The organism is Pseudoalteromonas sp. SR41-8 (genome assembly GCF_014163915.1).
Classification (GTDB): Bacteria; Pseudomonadota; Gammaproteobacteria; order Enterobacterales; family Alteromonadaceae; genus Pseudoalteromonas; species Pseudoalteromonas rhizosphaerae.
Window position 1 is genome coordinate 1 of sequence record NZ_JACJEE010000078.1, and the last position, 1065, is coordinate 1065.

Consider the following 1065-nt stretch of genomic DNA (forward strand, 5'->3'; position numbering starts at 1 on the left):
GCGATAAGCCATCAGCCATCAGCCATCAGCCATCAGCCATCAGCCATCAGCCAATTATTAACTGCCGTTTTAGGGCAAAATAACAAGCTTTGAATTTCACTATTTTAATTACTTGTTTACAAAAGTAATTATTGGTGGAATTATCAAGGTATGTAATAGATACCGTTTTGGGGTGTTATAAACCACCAAAATGATGTTCAATAAGCTGTTAGGTTTCTAATCCAAGGTTGGTAAAATTGATTCAAAATGGATATACCAGAATAGCATTTTATGCACTGATCGTAGCCAGCATACTGAGTGTTTTAGTTAGCTCAAGTTTGTTAGCACTACTTCCCGACGCAGAAGGAGTTACTTTATTATTAGTGTTGCTTACGCCTCTTCTCATTTTCATAAACTTGTTTGTCGCATACAAAATTCGACAAGGTAAGGTGTCATTTATTAAACTGGCTTTTTGGCTCTATGTAATACAAATAGTAGGCTTTGATATTGGTGGTTGGGCATTCTCCTTATTATTGGGTTTTACATTCCATCTCTCTTGGGCAATAGGGGAATCTTCCATCACGATTAATTTCTTTGCTATTTTGATGTCGGTGTTATTATTTAAAGCAATGAAAAGCGTAAACGAAACCTAATCGGGTAGCCGGAGGTCTCTAACCTCCAGCCCCCACACCACCCATCATGCACTTTTTATTAACAGGAAGTGCATGATGGGTGTGTCATCTCCCGTGATGAATATTGATGCAAATATCTCTCAATGACACTAAACCTTGTGAAGCTAAGTAGTTATTGCCTAGCGCAATGTTAATTCCTTTTGTTTTTGAGCTTCGACAAGGGCCTTCGCTTCCAAGCGCCTACTTTTGGTACTGGTGATATCACACTGTTTGCTAACACCCAATTTCATTAAACTGCGTACTTTAGTGCGTGTTATACCTTAAAAGAGCGCCATTGCCGCCAGTAGCACATTCTTATCCTACGGCGGATCCAGTGATCTAAATCCACCGTTAGCTGATAAGCGTTGGCTATTAGGTAGTAGTGTCCCCAGCCGCGCAAATACTGTGTGAGTTT

At 39.8% G+C, this 1065-nt stretch carries 2 protein-coding genes; one reads left to right on the forward strand and one right to left on the reverse strand.

Annotated features, from left to right (window positions below; translation table 11 throughout):
• The first annotated feature begins 236 nt into the window (after positions 1–236).
• Positions 237–632 (forward strand): hypothetical protein, encoded by a 396-nt coding sequence (locus H5162_RS21065; protein WP_182759298.1) that lies wholly within the window; start codon positions 237–239, stop codon positions 630–632.
• A gap of 292 nt (positions 633–924) precedes the next feature.
• Here H5162_RS21065 and H5162_RS21470 read toward each other — a convergent pair whose 3' ends face one another.
• Positions 925–1050 carry a group II intron maturase-specific domain-containing protein gene (locus tag H5162_RS21470; protein WP_259398304.1) on the reverse strand — a complete coding sequence of 42 codons (126 nt, stop codon included), beginning with the start codon at positions 1048–1050 and terminating at the stop codon, positions 925–927.
• Positions 1051–1065: the final 15 nt, after the last annotated feature.